Source organism: Curtobacterium sp. GD1, from assembly GCF_020882855.1.
In the GTDB taxonomy this organism is placed as follows: Bacteria; Actinomycetota; Actinomycetes; order Actinomycetales; family Microbacteriaceae; genus Curtobacterium.
This window is the reverse complement of sequence record NZ_JAFEVQ010000046.1, coordinates 1-16,077: the sequence shown is the minus strand read 5'-3', so window position 1 is coordinate 16,077 and position 16,077 is coordinate 1. Positions and strand designations below refer to the sequence as shown.

Here is a 16,077-nt window from a genome sequence, read left to right as displayed (position 1 = left end):
GGTGCTGCTGGGCCGCGGGGCGGCGTGCGGTGGCCGGGCGGTGCGGTCGCGGGGCGGTGCGGTGCGGTGGCGGGTCGGTGCGTCGGGCGGCGGGTCGGTGCGTCGGGCGGCGGTCGCCGTCAGTCGTTCGCGGTGCGGTGCCAGCGGAGGACCCGCCGCTCGACGAGCGAGATGAGTCCGAGCAGGACCACGCCCATCACCGCGAGGATCGCGATCGCGGCGTACACCACGGCGAGCTGGTTCATGGACGACGCCGTGCTGATCACCGTGCCGAGCCCGCCCGTCGACCCGGAGGCGGAGAGTTCCGCCACGACCGCACCGATGATCGACAGCGGGAACACGATGCGGAGCGCCGCGAAGACGAACGGCAAGGCGTTCGGGATCCGCAGGTGCACGAGCATCTCGAGGCGGGACGCGTCGATCGTCCGGTACACCTGCAGCACGGGCTGCGGGACGGACCGGAGCCCGGCAGCGGTGTTGATGAGGATCGGGAAGAAGCAGATGAGCGCCGTGATCACGAGCTTCGGCAGCGGGCCGAACCCGAACGCCACCACCAGGGCCGGGGCGATCGCGACCAGCGGCGTCACGTTGAGGACGATCGCGATCGGCATCACCGCGCGGCGGACGATGGGCAGCTCGCTCGTCAGCACGGCGAGGACGAACGCGGCCACGAACCCGATGCCGAGGCCGACGAGCGATTCGACGAGGGTGATCCCGGCGTTCTGCAGGTAGTAGGGCAGCTGCGTGGCGAGGGTCTCCCCCACCGCGGGCAGCGGCGGCAGCAGGTACGGCATCGTCGTCGCGCCGATCTGCCAGAGCACGGCGAGGACGGCGAGCATCACGACGAGGGGCGCCCAGACCGTCGGGCGGATCCAACCCGGGAGCGGCCGACGGGTCGCTGCGGCCTCGGACTCGGCGGTGGTGGTCGTGGCGGAGGCGGTGGAGGTCGTGCTGGTGGTGGTCATCGTGTCGTCTCCCTCAGGCCGCGTCCGTCGCACGCCACGCGCTGTGCAACCGCGTGCGGACGAGGTCCTCGTACTCGTGGAAGCGCCGTTCCTCGAACAGACGCTGGTTCCGCGGTCGCGGCAGGTCGATGTCGATGACGTCGACGATGCGCCCGGGACGCGGCGCCATCACGACCACGGTGTCCGACATCCGGACCGCCTCGGACACCGAGTGCGTGACGAAGAGCACCGTCGTCCGCAGCTCGTCCCAGAGGTCGAGCAGCTGGTCCTGCAGGGCCTCGCGGGTGAACTCGTCGAGGGCCGAGAACGGCTCGTCCATGAGCAGCACGTCGGGGCGCAGGCCGAACGCCCGGACGATCGCCGCACGCTGCTGCATGCCACCGGAGAGCTGGGCGGGCAGCTTGTCCTCCGCCTCGCCGAGCCCGGCCATCCGGAGCAGCTGTCGCATGTCCGGGCCACTGTCCGCACCGCGCTCCGCGAGGTCCTGGATGGCGGCGCGCCGACGACCGGCACCGGAGTTGACCCGTCCGGCGAGGGAGACGTTCTGCAGCACGGTGAGCCAGGGCAGCAGCGCCGGCGTCTGGGGCACGAGGCCGATGAGCTTCGCCGCGCACGCCTGCGCCGGGGTGACGCCGTGGACCTGCACGTCGCCGCGGTCGGCGGGCTCGAGGCCGGCGACGAGCCGCAGCAGCGTCGACTTCCCGCAGCCGCTCGGGCCGATGAGCGACACGAACTTCCCGGGCTCGATCGTCAGCTCGACGTCGTCGAGGGCCACCATGGCGCTCGGACCGCTGCCGTACACCTTGCGCACCGCGTCCACCCGGACCGCTGCTGTGGTCATCCGTTCCTCCATACCGTCGGCGAGCACGCAGGCTCGGTCTCGTATGGCGGAGAGCGTGCGTCGCGAGCTCGGGTTCGTCTGCGACGCGGAAATCCGCTGCTGGTGATGAGGTTAGGACGCTCGTGTTACGGAGTCTGGCCACATGTGTTGCGAACGTGTGAACGACTGCACGGGGTCAGCGCTGCGAGGGCGCCGCCGCCCGCCCGTCCCAGACGAGCACCTCGATCCCGAGGTCCTCGGCGGCCACCGAGACCCACCCGGCGAGCGCCCGCGCTGCCGGCTCGGCGACGACGAGGACGGCCCGCTCGGCCCCGGGGACGGACTGCCGCAGCCACAGCAGCTTGAACAGGTCGGCCATCACCTTGTTGCGCCAGGCCGGCTTGTAGGCGCCCTGGTTCGCCACGAGCTGCACCACCACGCGGTCGTCGGCGTCGATGCCCTCGACCTCGACCCGGGCACGGTCGAGCACGACGGTGCGGGGACGGAGGACGAGCCCGAGTGCGGTCCCGGTGTCGTCGAGCATCCGCCGCTCGACGGAGTCGGGGGCGAACCGGCCCCAGTCGGAGCGGGCGTCGGGGACCTCGGTCATGTCGGCAGTGTAGGCGGCCGCTCAGTCCGAGCGCGCCGCCGACTCCAGTGCCTCGGCCGCCGCCCCCGCGCGCACGATGTCCGTGTCACTCACGGACTTCGCGTTGTACTCGGCCTTGTTCTTCACGGCGAGGAGTACCTCGAGGTGCTTCGCGACCGCCTGCCCGGCCGCCGCTCGGAGCACCGGAACGGCCTCGTCGTGGGCACCGGTCCGCGAGTACCTGCCGGTCCTCGCGACGCAGATCGCGTCCGCCGCGGCGATCCCGCTCAGCACGCACTGCACGACGAAGGCGTTCGCGAACGGCGACGTCGAGGTGAGCACCCCCGACTCTCCCCCGAGCTCGCGCAGCGTGTCGGCAGCGTCGAGGAACTCGGTGGCCTTCGCGAGTCGGCCCCGGCGGAACGACTCGTCGCCCTGCGCGGTGGTGCCGGTACGCGGTGTCACCCGGCCAGCGTACGGAGCTTCCGGGACAGCCAACGACCATCACCTGCGATGGGAACACCGTCCCTGGCGACGGACGCGAGGAGCGGATCCGCAGCGTCGATCTCGCTCTCGTCGAAGACCACGGGACGCACGACGTTCCCGGTCCACCCCTGCGCGCGTTCGCACAGCGCGTGGACGGCGTCCTCCGCCTCGGGACGACGCCCGGCGATGACGACGAAGCAGAGGTCGAGGTCACTGTCCGGCCGCATCTCACCCCGGGCACCGGAGCCGAACACGGCCGCGTACCGGAGCGGGAGGCCGTCGCACCCGACGGTGAGCCGCTCGAGGAGCTCGCGCCGCATGTCCGCCAGCGCTCGGACCGCACCAGCGGCGAGGTGGTCGGGGTTCAGCGCGAACGCCTTCGTCCGTCCGGTCCGGAATCCGTTGACGATGCCCTGTTCCGTCAGCCGGTCGGCGCTGTTCCGCACACCGGCGTACGAGCGATCGGGCACGAGCCGACTGATGTCCGCGATCGTCATCGGTCCGGCCGCTCGGGAGAGCACCATCAGCACGTCACCGTCGACCGCAGTGGTCACGGAGGCGAACGGGCGCTGGAGCTGCATAGTGGTAGAAAACTACCGCAATCGGTAGTTTTCTACCACTCCGCCGCCCCGCTCAGACCACCGACCACCCGCCGTCGCTCGGCAGCACCGCGCCGTTCACGTTGGCCGAGTCGTCACTGAGCAACCACGTGATCGCCGCCGCGAGCTGCTCGGGCTGCGCCACCGGCGGGATCGTCGTCTGCATGATCGGCCCCACGCGTCCGGCCGCGTACTCGCTGCGCATCGGTGCCTCGATGTTCGTCGCCACCGCACCGGGCGCGACGGCGTTGGCGCGGATGCCCTGCGGCCCGTGGAAGAACGCGACGCTCTTCGTGAACCCGGCGATCGCGTGCTTCGACGCCGTGTACGCAGCACCCGCGGCCGACGCCCGGAGCGCCGCCTCGGACGCCACGTTCACGACCGCACCGCGTCCGGCGGCGATCATCAGCGGCAGGACCGCTCGGGTGAGCCGCATCGGCCCGGTGACGTTCACGCTGAAGACGCGGTCCCAGGTGGCGTCGTCGACCTCGCTCGGCGGGAGGAACGCGTCCATTATGCCGGCGACGTTCGCGAGCCCGTCGACCCGGTCGCCCGCGGCGGCGAGGAGCGCGTCGATCGTCACCGGCGCGGCGACGTCGCCGATGACGGTCTCGACGTCGAGGCCGGCGGCGTCGACGAGTTCGGCGCGCAGCACATCGAGCCGTTCGGCGACGACGTCGGTGGCGATCACCCGCCCGCCCTCGTTCGCGATGCGCGTCGCCGTGGCGCGTCCGATGCCGGAACCCGCTCCGGTGACGATGATGGTCCTGCCGGTGAACCGTCCGGCGGTGGTGTCGGTCATGTCGTCTCCTCACTGAGAGGCGCTCGCTGCGCCACCACAGTTGTAGCACTCAGTGCCGAAAGGAATCCATGAGCTCGACGAGCGACCGGCCGACCGGACGCCCGCGGACGATCGACCCCGCCGCGGTGTCGCTCGTGGCCCTGCGGCTCTTCGACGAGCAGGGCTTCGACGCCGTCTCGATGGACGGCGTCGCGACGGCCGCCGGGGTCAGCCGCCGCTCGTTGTTCCGGCTCTTCCCGAGCAAGGCCTCGCTCGTGTGGGGCGGCCTCGACGAGTTCGCGGTGCGCTTCACCGACGAGCTCCGCCTCCGTCCGGCGTCCGAGTCCGCGTGGGTCGCGCTCCGCGCCGCGTACCGGGTCGGAGCCACGTTCCCGGACGACACGATCGAGATCACCCGCCACCGCCTGCGGGTCATCCGCGCGAACCCCTCCCTCGAGCGCGGTGGGGAGGCTGCGTCCACGGCCCTGACCGGGGTGATCGAGCGGTTCGTGGCCGAGCGGGACGGCGGCTCGGTCGACGACCTCGCGACGCGGGTCCGCGCACACGCCCTCGCGGCGGCGGCGAGCACGGCGCTCACGTGGTGGGCGACGCACGGCGAGGGCCGCCCCGAGGACGTCGTCGACGAGGCCCTCGCGCTGTTCGGCTGACGGACCGGGGATGCGACGGACGGGAGGCGCGTTACGGGCCCGCACCGCGCCTCCCGTCCGTCACCGGTCGCGCCCACTGCCCACCGACGCCCGTCAGACCCGGCTCTCGATGCGCTTGCCGCGCACGTCGCGCGAGAGCGCGTCGATGCGCGCCAGGTCGTCGGCCGTGAGGACGACACCGGCCGCCGCCACGTTCTGCGCGACCCGGTCGGGGTTCTTCGACCCCGGGATCGGGACGACGTCGCCCCGCTGCGCCAGGATCCACGCGAGGGACAGCTGCGAGAGCGAGACGCCGTGCTCGTCGGCGATCGCGGTCAGCGCCCGGACGACCGCGACGTTCTGGTCGAAGTGCTCCGGCGCCCACCACTCGAGCATGTGCCGGATGTCGTCCTCGGGGTAGGCAGACCGCGGCTGGACGGCCCCGCCGAGGAACCCGCGCGCGAGCGGCGAGTAGGCCACGAGCCCGATGCCGAGCTCGTCGACGAGCGGGAAGAGTTCCTCGGACTCCCGGGCGAACACGGAGTACTCGGTCTGGAACGCCGAGATCGGGTGCACGGCGTGGGCCCGACGGAGCTGGTCGCCGTCGGTGTTCGAGAGCCCGAGGTACTTGACCTTGCCGGCCTGCACGTACTCCGCCATCACGCCGACGACGTCCTCGATCGGCACCGCCGGGTCGTGGACGTGCTGGTAGAGGAGGTCGATCGAGTCGGTGCCGAGGTTCCGCAGGCTCTGGTCGACGACCTCGCGGATGTGCTCGGGGCGGGAGTCGGGCGCCCAGTCGTCCGCGGTGAAGCCGAACTTGGTGGCGATGGTGACCTCGTCGCGGACGGGCGCCAAGGCCGCACCGAGGAGTCGTTCCCCGGCACCCCACCCGTACATCTCGGCGGTGTCGAAGTGGGTGACGCCGAGGTCGTGCGCGCGACGGATCGCCGCGATGGACTCGGTGTCGTCGGCGGGCCCGTACGCGAAGACCGTCCCCATCGCGCCGTAGCCGATGGATCCGACCGTGAGGCCCTGGGTCCCGAGAGTGCGCTGCTGCATGTGCCGTCCTTCCGTCGTGTCTGGCGATGCAGATGACACTGTACGCCCGTTCTGTCAGTCTCTGACAACTTGGTCATGTTCCGCCTCCCTCGGTACGATGCCGTCGTGGGTGAGACGAGCGCGCGGACCGGTCTGCGGGACATCACGCGCGAAGCCGTGCGCGCGCGGATCGCGGCGGTCGCCGTCGCCCGGTTCGACCGCGACGGGTTCGACGCCGTCACCGTCGAGCAGATCGCGGCCGAGGTCGGCATCTCGGCGCGGAGCTTCCACCGGTACTTCCCGGCGAAGGAGGACGCCGTCATCGGCGATCCACTGCGACACCGGGGTGCGCTCGCGGAGGCGCTCCGGGAGCGTCCGGACGACGAACCGGCCTGGACCGCGCTGCGCGAGGCGTTCGTCGGCATGATGGTCCGCGCCGACGAGGACCCCGAGTCCGGTCGGCGGTCGGTCCGCGTCATGATGTCGACGCCCTCACTCCGCGCCCGCAACCTCGAGAAGCACCTCGCCTGGGCGGACGTCCTGACGCCGATCCTGACCGAACGGCTGCGCGCCGGGGACCCCGACGGCGCCGAGCTCGGTGCGGCCGTCCTCGTGCAGGCCGCGCTCGGGTGCTTCGACGTCGCGATCGCCACCTGGTCCGTCACCGACGAGGACGCTCCGGCCCTGCTGCGCCGGACGTTCGACACGCTCGCCGCGGCGGTCTGAGCGGTAGGGTCCGGGCATGAACGTGAACGGGCCCTCGCCCTACTTCCAGTTCGACGGCACCGCGCTCCAGGCACTCGGGCGCTGGCAGGACGTCTTCGGCGGCGAGCTCAGCATCGCCACCTTCGCGGACTTCTCGCGCACCGACGGCCCCGCCGACGCGGTCGCGCACGGGCAGCTCACCGGCGGCGGCATCACGCTGTTCGCCGCCGACGCCCCGACCGGCGAGACCTCGTTCTCGGCGACCGGGCTGCTCTTCTCCCTGCTCGGCGCCGCCGAACCCGACGTGCTCCGCGGCTGGTTCGACGACCTCGCCTCGGACGGCACCGTCGTGGACCCGCTGCAGGAACGCCCGTGGGGCGACTGGGACGGCACCGTGCGGGACGTCTTCGGCGTCACCTGGCTGATCGGCTTCGAGGCGGCGGCACTCGCGTGACCGACCGCCCCACCGTGCTCTTCGTGTGCGTGCACAACGCCGGCCGGTCCCAGATGGCCGCCGGCTACCTGCAGCACCTCGCGGGCGACCGCGTCCGGGTGTTCTCGGCCGGCAGCGAACCGGCCGACCGCGTCAACGCCGTCGCGGTCGAGGCCATGGCGGAGGAGGGCATCGACATCGCGACTGCCGTCCCCGCCGTGCTCGACACCGACACCGTGCGGGAGTCCGACGTCGTCATCACGATGGGCTGCGGCGACGCGTGCCCGGTGTTCCCCGGGAAGCGCTACGAGGACTGGGAGCTCGACGACCCGGCCGGGCAGCCGATCGAACGCGTCCGCCCCGTCCGGGACGCCGTCCGCGCGCGGGTCGAGCAGCTGATCGCGACCCTCTGAGCAGGAATCCCGACGCTACCGCTCGTCGAGCGCCAGCAGCGGTGCCCAGTACGCATCGGGCCCGTCGGCGACCACGGCGTCCGGTTCGAAGCGGAAGCCGTAGCCGCGGACGAAGTCGAGGGCCGCTGCCTGCTCCCCCGCCGCGTCGTCGTCCGCCTCGTCGAAGAGGTACTCGCCGTGCCCCATCCGGACGCCCGAGTCGCTGATCACCGTGAGGTCCCAGCGGCCCTCCTCGGCACGTTCGATCCGCACGACGGCGGCCTGCTCAGCGGTGAAGTCAGCCATGCGGCGAGCATACGGACGTCACGCGTCAGGCGCTCAGCTTCGCGAACGACGACCGGTGCCAGACCAGGGGGCTGTGCGCGAAGTCGGACATCAGGCCGTTCACGCGGAGCACGACGATGTCGTGGTCGCCCGCCGGGTACGTGTGCTCCACCGAGCACTCCATCCAGATCGGTGCCCCCTCGAGGAACACCGCGCCCGTGTCGGACACCGTCGTGTCCACGCCGACGAAGCGCACGGACTTGTCGCGCGAGGCGAGCTGCCGCGTGACGTTCTCGTGCCGTTCGCCGAGCACCGAGACGCCGATGGACTCCGCTCCGGCGAGCGCCGGCCACGTGGACGACGAGTGCTGCACGGCGAACATCACGAGCGGTGGGTCCTGCGAGACGCCGACGGTGAAGGACGAGGCGACGAGCACGGTGGGGGCGCCGTCGACGATCGCGGAGAGTGCGGCGACGCCGCAGGGGAACCCGGAGAACGCCTGCCGGAGGAGCGTCGGGTCCGCGGACTCGGCGGTGTAGGGCTTGATCATGCGCTGGTGCCTTCCTTGGTCGGTGCGGATGCGGCGGCGAGGACGACGTCCCGCCAGCGGGCGAGCCAGCCCTCGGTCGACGACTCGTCGGTGTAGTGCTTGTCGTTCAGGTACAGGCCCTGCACGGGCACGGTGGCGCCGAGCTCGACGAGCACGGGCTTGAGGAACACCTCGGGGGCCATGTGGTGCGCGGGACCGGCGCCGAGCATGAGCGGGACGACGGTCACCCCGGCGAGCCCGTCGGCCGTCGCGAACTGGTCGAGGAACAGCTTCAGGACGCCCGTGTAGGTGGCCTTGAACGTGGGCGAGGCGACCACGACGAGGTCGGACGCGGCGACGGTCGCGACCGCGGCCTGCACGCCGGGGTCGCCCCAGCCGAGGATCCCCGGGCCGAGGGTGATGACGTCGACGACGTGGTCGGGCGCGGACCCGGTGAGTCGTTCGGCGACGATCGTCGCGGCCTCGAGCGTGTGCGAGCCGGGCTTGGGGTTGCCGGCGACGACGGTGGTGATCATGGCGACCGTTCCTCTCTCTCGGATCTCATCCAACGCCGTGGCGGTTACCCCGTCGTGAAGGTGCCGTTACCGTTCATTGCGCGAGCCGCCCTGGTGGTGGCCACACGGAAACCGCAGGTCAGGGGCGGAGTCGAGCCGCGCCTCCCGGCAACTCGCGTGTCAGAACGCGAGCAGGTTCTCGCGGAACGTCTCGTGCTCGTAGCCGTCCCTGATCAGACCGCGGCGCCGGAGCACCGGCGCGAGTCCGTCGCAGACCTCGGTCAGGTTCTTCCGGGTCACCGGGAGTCCGACCAGGAAGCCGTCGGCGCCCGAGGCGGCGATCGCCTCCTCCATCTGGTCGGCGACCGTCTCGGGGCTGCCGACGAGCCGGACCGATCCCGTGGTGTCGCGCTGCGCGGGGAGGGCCTCGCGGAGCGTCTTGCCGTCGGCCTTCGCCAGGAACGCCTCGATGACGCTCTGGTGCCCGTTGCTCTTGCCCTTGAGGTCCGCCGGGAGCGGTTCGTCGAGGTCGAACTGCGCGAAGTCGAACCCGGACGTGTACGACAGGTTCGCCAGCTGCGCGTCGATGTTCTCCCGGGTGGCGGCGAGCTGTCGGGCCTGTTTCGCCTCGGCCTCGTCGTCGGTGTCGGCGAGCACGGGCTCGACGAGGAACAGGATCTTCGCGTCCGTCTCCTCGCGGCCGAACCCGACCATCCGTCGATGCATGTCGTCGACGTACTCGCGCATGGCGTCGACGCCCGGTGCCGAGGCGATGAGCGTGTCGGCGTTGCGCGCGCCGAGGTCGCGACCCGCCGGGGAGCCGCCGGCCTGGCAGACCACCGGGTGTCCCTGGGGGCTGGCGACCGTGTTGAGCGGCCCACGGGTGCGGTAGTACTTCCCCGCGAAGTCGGCGTACCGCACCTTCGTGTGGTCGGCGAAGACGCCGGTCGCCTCGTCGAGCACGAGGGCGTCGGCGTCCCACGTGTCCCAGAGCGCCCGGACCGCGTCGATCCACTCGTCGGCCATCGCGTACCGCTCGTCGTGCTCGAAGTGCTGGTCGTAGCCGTAGTTCTGCGCGGCCGCGTGCGGTGAGGCCGTGACGAGGTTGATGCCGACACGGCCGTGCGTCAGGTGGTCGAGCGTGGACATCAGCCGGGCCGCGAGGAACGGCGGGTAGAAGGGCGTCGCGGCGGTCGCGATGATGCCGAGGTGCTTCGTCGCGGCGGCGAGCAGCGGGACCAGCGGCATGGGGTCGTGCCGCACGATCGCGGAGCGCAGCGAGTGCTCGAACGAGGAGCCGAACACGTCGGGGAGGACGGACGAGTCCTCGAGCATCATGAAGTCGAACCCGGCCCGCTCGAGCGAGGTGGCGGCGTCGACGAAGAGCTGCGGGTTGGCGACGTCGTGGCGGACGTTGCCGGACCACTGCCCGTTCCAGCCGTAGACGCCGAAGCCGTAGCCGAGGAACCAACCGAGGTGGAACATGGGTGTGCCTTCCGTGGGAGGTGGTGTGGTGCCGGACGGTGCTGCGCCCGGTGGTACGGCAGCGGGTGGTAGTCGATGGAGGCGCCGAGCTCGGCGGCGGCGCGGAGTCCGAAGCGCGGGTCGCGCAGGAACTCACGGCCGACGAACACGACGTCCGCCCGGCCCTCGGCGACGACCGCCTCGGCCTGGTCGGCGGTGGTGACCAGCCCCACCGCGCCGACCGGTGCACCGGTGGCGGCCCGCAGCCGTTCCGCGTGCCCGACCTGGTAGCCCGGGAACACCGGGATCTCGGCGTCCGGGACCATCCCGCCGGTGGACACGTCGAACAGGTCCGCTCCGGCCGCCACCGCCCAGGAGGCCGTGGTCGCCGTGTCCTGCTCGGTCCAGCCTCCGGGGACCCAGTCGGTCGCCGAGAAGCGCACCAGGATCGGGAACCCGTCGCCGAGGGCGGCGCGCAGGTCGCAGACGACGTCGAGCAGGAGGCGGGCCCGTCCGTGGAGCGAGCCGCCGTACTCGTCGTCGCGCGTGTTGGCGAGCGGCGACAGGAACTGGTGCAGCAGGAACCCGTGCGCGGCGTGCAGCTCGACGAACTCGAACCCCGCGTCGCGCGCCCGGACGCCCGCCGCGACGAACGCCCGGTGGATCCCGCGGACCTCGTCGGTGCTGAGTTCCCGCGGAGCCGCGTACCCGGTGTACGGCACGGTGGACGGTCCCACGACGGGCCACCCGCCGTCCGCCACGGGCACGGTGCCGCGGACCCGGTCCCAGCTCCGCCCGGTGGACGACTTGCGACCGCCGTGGCTCAGCTGGATGCCGATGCGGACGCCCTGGTCGCGGACGAACGCAGTGGTCGGGCGCCAGGCGTCGCGCTGCGCGTCGTCCCAGAGCCCGAGGTCGTACGGCGTGACCCGGCCCTCCGGGGTGACGGCGGTGCACTCCGCCACGATCGCCCCGGCGCCGCCGAGCGCGAGCCCGCCGAGGTGCACGTGGTGGAACGGGGTGGGCATGCCGTCCCGTGCCTCCACCGTGAACATCGTCAGCGCGGGCACCCAGAGCCGGTTGCGGAACCGGGTGCCGCGCAGCTCGATCGCCTCGAACAGCGCCGGGGCGCCCGGCATCAGAACGCCCGCAGGTTCTCGCGGAGCGTCGTGCCGGTGTACTCGTCGCGGATGAGCCCCCGGCGGCGCAGGGCCGGGGAGAGGCCGTCGGCCACCATCGCCATGTTGAGGCGGGTCGTCGGCATGTAGACGAGGAAGCCGTCGCCGCCGACGTGCTCCATGAACTCGCCCATCTTCGCCGCGACGGTGTCCGGCGAGCCGACGAACCCGAGGTCGTTCACCTGGTGCGACGAGGCGACGACCTCGCGCAGCGTGCGGCCCTGCTGGCCCTCGAAGAGCTTCTCGATCGAGGTGTACTCGCCGTTCTGCTTCGAGATGTCGATGTCCTCGACCCGGGTGTCCGGGTCGATCGCCCCGAAGTCGATGCGACCACCGGACGTGTACGACATGTTCCAGAGGTTGTACTCGATCGCCTTGTCCGACGACATCGCGAGCCGGGCGGCCTCCGATGCGGCCTGCGCCTCGGCGTCGGTGGCGGCGATGGTCGGCGTGACGATGAACAGGAACTTGACGTCGTCCGGGTTCCGGCCGGCGGCGGCGACCCGGGCGCGCATGTCGTCGCGGTACGCCTTCGCGCTCTCGGGCGTCTTCGACAGGGCGATCATCGTGTCGTCGTGGAGCGCGGCGAGCTGCCGGCCCATCTCCGATCCACCGGCCGAGCAGATCGGGACGACGCCCTGCGGCCCCGGGATCGTGTTGAGCGGCCCGCGCGAGCGGAAGAACTCGCCGCGGTGGTCGATCGGGTGCACCTTCGTGTGGTCGGCGTAGACGCCCGCGACCGGGTCGGCGACCACGGCCCCCGGTTCCCAGGACCCCTGCAGGGCCTTGACGACGTCGGCCCACTCGATCGCCATCCGGTAGCGCTCGTCGTGGTCGAGGTGCTGCTCGTAGCCGTAGTTCTGGGCGACGCGGTCGGTGACGCTCGTCACGACGTTCATGCCGATGCGCCCCTCGGTGAGGTGGTCGAGCGTCGTGCCGAGGCGTGCGGCGAGGTACGGCGGGTACTGGATCGTCGAGAACGTCGGGACGATGCCGATGTGCTTCGTGGCCTGCGTCATGAGCGGGACGAGCGGCATGGGGTCGTTCTTCGGCGCCATGAACCCGCGCCGCAGCGAAGTGTCGGCGGTGCCGCGGTACGAGTCCTCGACCATCGCGGTGTCCTCGATGAGGATGTAGTCGAAGCCGCCGCGCTCGAGGTTCTTCGCGAGGTCGATGTAGATGTCGGGCTTCATCCAGTCGGTCACGTTCGTGCCGGTCCAGGGACCGTCGCCGTTCGTGTCGGACCAGGCCTGGATGCCGAAGCCGTTGCCGAGGAACCATCCGAGGTGGAACATGTGGAGCCTTTCGTGTGGGAGGGCGGGCGCGTCCGGGAGGGACTACGCCACGGGCTCCTCGACGGCCAGGTGGGCGTCGACGAGCTTCTGCGTGTACGGGTGTCTGGGGTGTTCGAGGACTTCGAGCGTGCGGCCGGACTCGACCACCTCGCCCTGGTTCATGACGACGAGCTCGCCCGTGATGAACGCGGTCGCCGGCAGCCCGTGCGACACGAACATGAGGCCGGCGCCGTGGTCGTTCGAGTAGCGCTTGAGCAGGTTGAGGACGACGCCCTGCACCGAGACGTCGAGCGCCGAGACGGCCTCGTCGCACACGAGCAGGTCGGGTCGGACGACCAGCGCCCGGGCGATCGACATCCGCTGACGCTGGCCGCCGGAGAGTTCGGACGGGTACCGGTCGACCCAGCTCGGGTCGATGCCGAGCTCCGTGGTGATCTCGCCGATCGCGGCGTCCGCACCGGCGACGTCGTGCCCGCCGAGGATCTGTGCCGGCGTCCGGAGCGACTCGCGGATGCGGTGTCGCGGGTCGAACGTCGAGGTGGTGTCCTGGGCGACGAGCTGCACCCGTCGTCGGTACTCGAGCCGACCGGCACGCGTCGACATGATCGACCGGAGGTCCCGGTCGTCCACGGTGATCGTGCCGGCGGAGGCCCGCTCGAGTCCGGTGACGATCTTCGCCATCGTGGACTTGCCCGAGCCGGACTCCCCCACGATGCCGACGCGCTGGCTCGCGCCGAGGACGAACGAGACGTCCCGGACGGCGGTCTTGCGGCCGTAACGCCGGGCGACCCCGGTGGCCTCGATGCGGATGCCGGTCATGCCGCCGTTCCTTCCAGTCGGGCGCGGACCGACTCGAGCGTCGGCAGTTCGTCGAGCCGTGCGGACGCCAGGGTCGGCACGCACTCGAGCAGTCCACGGGTGTACGGGTGGGTGGCCTCGTCGAGTCGCGCGGACGGCAGCTGCTCGACGATCTCGCCCTGGTACATGACGACGACGAAGTCGGTGAAGCGCCGGCAGAGCTCGATGTCGTGCGTGATCACGAGCACCGCCGTCCCCTCCTGCTCGGCGAGGTCGACCATGAGCTGCATCGCACCGACGGCGAGCGATGCGTCGAGCGCGCTCGTGGGTTCGTCGGCGATGAGCAGTGCGGGCTTCGAGGCGAGCGCGATGGCCATCATCACGCGCTGCCGCATCCCCCCGGAGAGCTCGTGCGGCTCGGCACCCATGACCCGGTCCGGGTCGGTGATGCCCACGGCACGGAGCCGTTCGAGGGCATCGGCGGTGGCGCGTCGCTTCGACACCCGCTCGGTGGCCCGGAGCACGGCGACCAGCTGGCTGCCGATCGTCCACACCGGGTCGAGGGACGACATCGCGTCCTGGAAGATCATCGACAGCCCGGGGGTCCGGACCGGGATCCGACCGGCCGGCCCGGTCCGCTCGATCGAGCTGCCGTCGAGCTCGAGGGTCTCGACCTCGACGGTCCCGGCGTCGAGGAACCCGGCGATGGCGCCCGCGAGGCTCGTCTTGCCGGAGCCCGACTCACCCACGACGGCGACGCGTTCCCCGCGCCGGACCACGAGGTCGGCGTGGCGGACGGCGTGGTTCGTGCCGTAGGTGACGTTGAGGTCCGTGACCCGGAGGACCGGGGCCGACTGGTCGTTCATGGTGTCTCCCTGTCGTCGCTCAGCTCGAGGCGAGCTGCAGCTGCGAGTAGTCGATGACGTTGTCGGAGCGGAACACGTACCCGTCGACGTCCTTCGCGAAGGCGTTGAGCGGCTGCACGTAGTTGATGTAGATCGTCGGCATCTGGTCCTGCAGGACCTTCTGCGCGGCGTTCCAGTACTTGCCCGCCTCGGCCCCGGTCGGGTCGCCCGCGGCGTTGCCGTCCGCGATGGCCTGGTTGAGCTCGGCGTTGTCGAAGTCCGGCCAGTTGATCGCGGAGCCCGGCGTGTAGAAGAGCGACAGGACGTAGGGCGGCGACTGCACGACCGCGTAGTCGCGACCGAGGGACGCCTCGAACGTCTTCGCGGCGAGTCCGGCCTGGAAGGTCGACGAGTTGACCGTGTCGATGGTCATGTCGAAGCCGGCGTCCTTCACCGCGGTCTGGATCTGGACGGCGGTCTCCTGCAGGTCCGGGACGGAGTTGTTCACGGTGAGGGTGAACTGCACCGGCTCGGTGTACCCGGCGTCGGCCAGGATCTTCTTCGCCTCGGCCGGGTCGGTCTCGTTGGCCGTGAGCCCGCTGCCGTCGAAGCCCGGGTCGGCGTCGGAGAGGATGCTCGAGATGGAGTCGGCCCGACCGTGGTAGACGTTCTCGTTGATCTTGTCGTAGGGGATCGCCGCGGCGAGTGCGCGGCGGACGGCGACGTCCTCGAACGTGCCCTTCGTGGTGAGGAGGGGCATGTACACGTACGCGTTCGTCGGCACGTCGAACACCTGCGCGGCGTCGGCGTCCTTGAGCTCGACCTGGTCGGCCGGACGGAGCTGGGCCGCGATCTGCGCGTCGCCGGACTTCACCAGGTTGGCGCGCTGGCCGGCGTCCGCGACCACGCGCTGGACGATCCGGGCGATCGACGGCTTGCCTTCGGCGTACCCGGCGTTCGCGGTGTAGATCGTCTGCTCACCGGGCGTGTAGGTGTCCACCTTGTAGGCCCCGAAGCCGAAGTTCGGGTGCGTGCCCGACCACTTGACGGCCCACGGGTCGCTCGACGTGGTGTGCTCCTTGAGCACCTTCGCGTCGTAGATGTTGTAGCCGACGTTCGCGAGCAGGGACAGGGCCGTGTAGCCGTAGCTCGCCTTGTCGAGCGTGAGGGTGACGGTCTCGTCGTCGACCTTCGCGAACTGGTCCGGCTTCGTGATGAACGGGGCGCTGATGAACGGCACGATGCTCGTCTCGACGGCGAACTTGCGCTGGATGCTCCAGATCACGTCGTCGGCGGTGAGCGCGTTGCCCGCCGTCGACTTCGCGTCCGTGTCGAGGTGGAACGTGTAGGTGAGGCCGTCGTCCGAGACGTCGTAGCTCTTCGCGAGGACCGGGGCGAACTTGTTGTAGTCCTCGTGCTCGGCCTGACCGCCGGTGCCGTCGACGTACTCGTTGCGGATGAGCGAGGCCCCGGTGTTCTTGAAGAACTCGGCGGCCTCGTACCCGGTGGCGCTGGTCTCGTACGAGAAGCTCTGCGGCTGGGCCGCGGTGACGATGACGAAGGCGCTGGAGGCGGCGTTCCCGCCGGCGCTGCAGGCCGCGAGACCGAGGGCGCCGACGACCGCGATCGCGGCGGCGGCGATGGTGCGTTTCATGTTCAGCATGGGCAGGGGTCTCCTGGGGAAGGGGATGGGACGGGAGGGACGGTGTG

General features: G+C 71.2%; 19 protein-coding genes and 1 pseudogene. 4 read left to right on the top strand and 16 right to left on the bottom strand.

Features of this window, described 5'->3' with window-relative positions; genetic code table 11:
* Positions 1-119: 119 nt before the first annotated feature.
* The 6 genes from JSX79_RS17290 to JSX79_RS17265 all read right to left on the bottom strand — a co-directional run bounded on the left by JSX79_RS17290 (position 120) and on the right by JSX79_RS17265 (position 4,261).
* A complete protein-coding gene (locus tag JSX79_RS17290; protein WP_083295048.1) occupies positions 120-965 on the bottom strand; it encodes an ABC transporter permease in 846 nt (281 codons plus the stop codon).
* A gap of 13 nt (positions 966-978) precedes the next feature.
* Positions 979-1,806 (bottom strand): ABC transporter ATP-binding protein, encoded by an 828-nt coding sequence (locus JSX79_RS17285; protein ID WP_229087312.1) that lies wholly within the window; start codon positions 1,804-1,806, stop codon positions 979-981.
* A gap of 175 nt (positions 1,807-1,981) precedes the next feature.
* A complete protein-coding gene (locus JSX79_RS17280) occupies positions 1,982-2,395 on the bottom strand; it encodes a hypothetical protein (protein ID WP_229087311.1) in 414 nt (137 codons plus the stop codon).
* 21 nt (positions 2,396-2,416) lie between these two features.
* Positions 2,417-2,839 carry a hypothetical protein gene (locus JSX79_RS17275; RefSeq protein WP_071303613.1) on the bottom strand — a complete coding sequence of 141 codons (423 nt, stop codon included), beginning with the start codon at positions 2,837-2,839 and terminating at the stop codon, positions 2,417-2,419.
* The gene (locus JSX79_RS17270) at positions 2,836-3,441 is read right to left on the bottom strand and encodes a nucleotidyltransferase domain-containing protein (protein WP_071295313.1); all 606 of its coding nucleotides are present in this window, start codon (positions 3,439-3,441) and stop codon (positions 2,836-2,838) included. Before JSX79_RS17270 ends, JSX79_RS17275 begins: the two co-directional genes overlap by 4 nt.
* Before the next feature lie 52 nt (positions 3,442-3,493).
* On the bottom strand, positions 3,494-4,261 hold the full coding sequence (locus tag JSX79_RS17265; RefSeq protein ID WP_229087310.1) for an SDR family NAD(P)-dependent oxidoreductase: 768 nt from the start codon (positions 4,259-4,261) through the stop codon (positions 3,494-3,496).
* A gap of 68 nt (positions 4,262-4,329) precedes the next feature.
* On the opposite strand from JSX79_RS17265, the gene JSX79_RS17260 reads away from it, so the two are divergent.
* Positions 4,330-4,908, top strand: a complete 579-nt coding sequence (locus tag JSX79_RS17260) for a TetR family transcriptional regulator (RefSeq protein ID WP_229087308.1) — start codon at positions 4,330-4,332, stop codon at positions 4,906-4,908.
* Positions 4,909-5,001: 93 nt separating this feature from the next.
* Here JSX79_RS17260 and JSX79_RS17255 read toward each other — a convergent pair whose 3' ends face one another.
* Positions 5,002-5,949, bottom strand: coding sequence for an aldo/keto reductase (locus JSX79_RS17255; protein WP_229087307.1), 948 nt, complete (start codon positions 5,947-5,949; stop codon positions 5,002-5,004).
* A gap of 105 nt (positions 5,950-6,054) precedes the next feature.
* Between JSX79_RS17255 and JSX79_RS17250 the strand changes: the two genes are divergently transcribed.
* Genes JSX79_RS17250 through JSX79_RS17240 form a run of 3 tightly spaced genes read left to right on the top strand, consistent with a single transcriptional unit; the run spans position 6,055 to position 7,479 of the window.
* Positions 6,055-6,654 (top strand): TetR family transcriptional regulator, encoded by a 600-nt coding sequence (locus JSX79_RS17250; RefSeq protein WP_229087305.1) that lies wholly within the window; start codon positions 6,055-6,057, stop codon positions 6,652-6,654.
* Between the two features lie 16 nt (positions 6,655-6,670).
* The gene (locus tag JSX79_RS17245; protein ID WP_175495971.1) at positions 6,671-7,087 is read left to right on the top strand and encodes a VOC family protein; all 417 of its coding nucleotides are present in this window, start codon (positions 6,671-6,673) and stop codon (positions 7,085-7,087) included.
* The gene (locus JSX79_RS17240; RefSeq protein WP_229087304.1) at positions 7,084-7,479 is read left to right on the top strand and encodes an arsenate reductase ArsC; all 396 of its coding nucleotides are present in this window, start codon (positions 7,084-7,086) and stop codon (positions 7,477-7,479) included. Before JSX79_RS17245 ends, JSX79_RS17240 begins: the two co-directional genes overlap by 4 nt.
* A 15-nt stretch (positions 7,480-7,494) precedes the next feature.
* Here JSX79_RS17240 and JSX79_RS17235 read toward each other — a convergent pair whose 3' ends face one another.
* The 9 genes and pseudogenes from JSX79_RS17235 to JSX79_RS17195 form a co-directional block, all read right to left on the bottom strand.
* Positions 7,495-7,764, bottom strand: a complete 270-nt coding sequence (locus JSX79_RS17235; RefSeq protein ID WP_070416867.1) for a hypothetical protein — start codon at positions 7,762-7,764, stop codon at positions 7,495-7,497.
* A 25-nt stretch (positions 7,765-7,789) separates the two neighbouring features.
* Positions 7,790-8,293: a flavin reductase family protein gene (locus JSX79_RS17230; protein ID WP_071295318.1), complete on the bottom strand. Its 504-nt coding sequence runs from the start codon at positions 8,291-8,293 to the stop codon at positions 7,790-7,792.
* The gene (locus tag JSX79_RS17225; protein ID WP_229087302.1) at positions 8,290-8,808 is read right to left on the bottom strand and encodes an NADPH-dependent FMN reductase; all 519 of its coding nucleotides are present in this window, start codon (positions 8,806-8,808) and stop codon (positions 8,290-8,292) included. The genes JSX79_RS17230 and JSX79_RS17225 overlap by 4 nt, the downstream gene beginning before the upstream one ends.
* A gap of 159 nt (positions 8,809-8,967) precedes the next feature.
* Positions 8,968-10,143 (bottom strand): annotated as a pseudogene (locus JSX79_RS17220) (NtaA/DmoA family FMN-dependent monooxygenase); the annotation flags it as partial.
* Positions 10,122-11,390: an NADH:flavin oxidoreductase/NADH oxidase gene (locus JSX79_RS17215; RefSeq protein ID WP_308061561.1), complete on the bottom strand. Its 1,269-nt coding sequence runs from the start codon at positions 11,388-11,390 to the stop codon at positions 10,122-10,124. The pseudogene JSX79_RS17220 and the gene JSX79_RS17215, both read right to left, overlap by 22 nt.
* On the bottom strand, positions 11,390-12,724 hold the full coding sequence (locus JSX79_RS17210; RefSeq protein WP_022907949.1) for an NtaA/DmoA family FMN-dependent monooxygenase: 1,335 nt from the start codon (positions 12,722-12,724) through the stop codon (positions 11,390-11,392). Before JSX79_RS17210 ends, JSX79_RS17215 begins: the two co-directional genes overlap by 1 nt.
* A gap of 42 nt (positions 12,725-12,766) precedes the next feature.
* On the bottom strand, positions 12,767-13,543 hold the full coding sequence (locus tag JSX79_RS17205; protein ID WP_092384453.1) for an ABC transporter ATP-binding protein: 777 nt from the start codon (positions 13,541-13,543) through the stop codon (positions 12,767-12,769).
* On the bottom strand, positions 13,540-14,388 hold the full coding sequence (locus JSX79_RS17200) for an ABC transporter ATP-binding protein (RefSeq protein WP_229087300.1): 849 nt from the start codon (positions 14,386-14,388) through the stop codon (positions 13,540-13,542). The genes JSX79_RS17205 and JSX79_RS17200 overlap by 4 nt, the downstream gene beginning before the upstream one ends.
* A 19-nt stretch (positions 14,389-14,407) precedes the next feature.
* Complete coding sequence (locus JSX79_RS17195) at positions 14,408-16,021, bottom strand: ABC transporter substrate-binding protein (protein ID WP_229087298.1); 1,614 nt, start codon at positions 16,019-16,021, stop codon at positions 14,408-14,410.
* Between the last annotated feature and the right edge of the window lie 56 nt (positions 16,022-16,077).

Coding starts and splice junctions, on each gene's coding strand:
- JSX79_RS17290 (WP_083295048.1), bottom strand. CDS start 965: ATGACCACCACCAGCACGACCTCCACCGCCTCCGCCACGACCACCACC.
- JSX79_RS17285 (WP_229087312.1), bottom strand. CDS start 1,806: ATGACCACAGCAGCGGTCCGGGTGGACGCGGTGCGCAAGGTGTACGGC.
- JSX79_RS17280 (WP_229087311.1), bottom strand. CDS start 2,395: ATGACCGAGGTCCCCGACGCCCGCTCCGACTGGGGCCGGTTCGCCCCC.
- JSX79_RS17270 (WP_071295313.1), bottom strand. CDS start 3,441: ATGCAGCTCCAGCGCCCGTTCGCCTCCGTGACCACTGCGGTCGACGGT.
- JSX79_RS17265 (WP_229087310.1), bottom strand. CDS start 4,261: ATGACCGACACCACCGCCGGACGGTTCACCGGCAGGACCATCATCGTC.
- JSX79_RS17260 (WP_229087308.1), top strand. CDS start 4,330: ATGAGCTCGACGAGCGACCGGCCGACCGGACGCCCGCGGACGATCGAC.
- JSX79_RS17255 (WP_229087307.1), bottom strand. CDS start 5,949: ATGCAGCAGCGCACTCTCGGGACCCAGGGCCTCACGGTCGGATCCATC.
- JSX79_RS17245 (WP_175495971.1), top strand. CDS start 6,671: ATGAACGTGAACGGGCCCTCGCCCTACTTCCAGTTCGACGGCACCGCG.
- JSX79_RS17235 (WP_070416867.1), bottom strand. CDS start 7,764: ATGGCTGACTTCACCGCTGAGCAGGCCGCCGTCGTGCGGATCGAACGT.
- JSX79_RS17230 (WP_071295318.1), bottom strand. CDS start 8,293: ATGATCAAGCCCTACACCGCCGAGTCCGCGGACCCGACGCTCCTCCGG.
- JSX79_RS17225 (WP_229087302.1), bottom strand. CDS start 8,808: ATGATCACCACCGTCGTCGCCGGCAACCCCAAGCCCGGCTCGCACACG.
- JSX79_RS17215 (WP_308061561.1), bottom strand. CDS start 11,390: ATGCCGGGCGCCCCGGCGCTGTTCGAGGCGATCGAGCTGCGCGGCACC.
- JSX79_RS17210 (WP_022907949.1), bottom strand. CDS start 12,724: ATGTTCCACCTCGGATGGTTCCTCGGCAACGGCTTCGGCATCCAGGCC.
- JSX79_RS17205 (WP_092384453.1), bottom strand. CDS start 13,543: ATGACCGGCATCCGCATCGAGGCCACCGGGGTCGCCCGGCGTTACGGC.
- JSX79_RS17200 (WP_229087300.1), bottom strand. CDS start 14,388: ATGAACGACCAGTCGGCCCCGGTCCTCCGGGTCACGGACCTCAACGTC.
- JSX79_RS17195 (WP_229087298.1), bottom strand. CDS start 16,021: ATGAAACGCACCATCGCCGCCGCCGCGATCGCGGTCGTCGGCGCCCTC.